The sequence below is a fragment of the Rhizobacter sp. genome (assembly GCF_031412495.1).
Taxonomy (GTDB): domain Bacteria; phylum Pseudomonadota; class Gammaproteobacteria; order Burkholderiales; family Burkholderiaceae_C; genus Schlegelella_A.
This window is the reverse complement of sequence record NZ_JANODC010000350.1, coordinates 1-1,567: the sequence shown is the minus strand read 5'-3', so window position 1 is coordinate 1,567 and position 1,567 is coordinate 1. Positions and strand designations below refer to the sequence as shown.

Below are 1,567 nucleotides of genomic sequence, written 5' to 3'. Positions count from 1 at the left end.
GCTGCCCGACGGGTCCACCGCCTGGATCATGAGGAACAGATACGCGAAGGCCCAGGCCAGGAGGGTGAAGGTCGATCCGGCCGCGAACAGCTCGTCGGTGGTGGCGTGGCGATCCGCGAGCATGTAGGCGATGAGGCTCCCCGCGGCATAGAAGTAGAACAAGGACTCCAGTCCCGCCGACCAGGCGGTGAGCTGCGGCCACGTGAAACGCATCTGCAGCAGCAGCAGGGCAACGGCCGGCAGGGCGATGCCCATGCCGAGCCAGGTGACAAACGGGGTCTGGCGAACCATCCGCATGGTCAGGATGAGAACGAGGATGCCGAAGATGCCGAGGGCGATGCGCCCGGCCTCGGTGGCCTCGAAGAACGGGTAGAGCAGCAGCGCGAGGAGTTGCGCCACGAGAAGGATGGCCGACGGATTGCGGCGCAGGTGGACCAGCAGTCGAAGGCGGTTCATCGGTTGACGGTGGTCCTCGACATCTCGAGCAGGCTGGCATCGTCGCTGTCCGCGTAGCCGGCCGCACACGCCTGCGCGAACGCTGCCCCCGCCACGGCGCCGAGCGCCGGCACGAAGCCCTGCGCGGCAGCCATCGCCAGCGCCAGGCGAGCGTCCTTGGCGAGCAGGCTCGTGTGCGCGCGCGGCGCCAGGTCGCCGGCCAGCGCGCGGTGCATGCGGTCGCTGCCGATCCAGCTCTGCCCGCTCGACTGCTCGATCACCGCCAGCGTGCGGCCGGGGTCGAGGCCGACGCGCTCGGCCAAGGCGAGCGCCTCGGCCATGCCGGCGAGATTGATCGCCGCGAGCAGGTTGTTGACGAGCTTGGTTCGGGCGCCGTCGCCGGGGCGGACGCCGACGCGAAAGAGCCGGGACGAGAGCGCTTCGAGCACCGGGCGATGGCGCTCGAAGAGGGCGTCGGCGCACGCCACCATCAGGCTCATGCTGCCGTCGCGCGCCCGCGCCGGGCCGCCCGACATCGGCGCATCGATGCAGTCGATGCCGCGCCCGGCCAGCTCCGCCGCGAACCGCTCCGTGCTGTCCGGGCCGAGGGTCGGGCACAGCATCACGCAGCCGCCCTGCCCCATCGCCGCGGCGGCGCCGCCGGCGCCGAACCGCACTGCTTCCGTCTGCGGCGCATCGACGTCCGCGACGACGAGCAGCCGGCAGGACGCGGCCAGCGCCGCGGCCGAGGCGCCGACGCGCGCGCCGTGCTTCTGCGCCGCCACCTCGCGCGCCGCGTCGACATCGTGAACATGGACCTCGTGGCCGCGCTCGAGCAGGCGCAGCGCCATCGCGCCGCCCATGTTGCCGACGCCGACGATGCCGATGGAGGAGCCCGGGTGCATCGCCGCATTCTGCAAGCTACGCCCGCGGGCGCGGCTGCGGGTCATCCCGGCGCGTCGCCGAGCCCCACGGCTAGCCGCGCGGGTGGTGCATCGCGTGCAGCTGCTTCAGGCGCTCGCGGGCGACGTGGGTGTAGATCGTCGCCGTCGTGATGTCGGCGTGGCCGAGCAGCATCTGCACCGCGCGCAGGTCGGCGCCGTGGTTGAGCAGGTGCGTGGCGAAGGCATGG

General features: G+C 72.4%; 3 protein-coding genes. All 3 read right to left on the bottom strand.

The genetic code is table 11. The features are described 5' to 3' along the window. A partial coding sequence (locus AC30N0_RS12900) for a two pore domain potassium channel family protein (RefSeq protein ID WP_489518311.1) occupies positions 1-456 on the bottom strand: 456 nt, incomplete at its 3' end. Further along, entirely contained in the window at positions 453-1,340 is an 888-nt protein-coding gene (locus AC30N0_RS12895; RefSeq protein WP_489518310.1) for an NAD(P)-dependent oxidoreductase, read from the bottom strand. The genes AC30N0_RS12895 and AC30N0_RS12900, both read right to left, overlap by 4 nt. A gap of 70 nt (positions 1,341-1,410) precedes the next feature. Next, positions 1,411-1,567, bottom strand: a 157-nt coding sequence (locus AC30N0_RS12890) for a tyrosine-type recombinase/integrase (RefSeq protein ID WP_489518312.1), incomplete at its 5' end; no start/stop codon positions are given.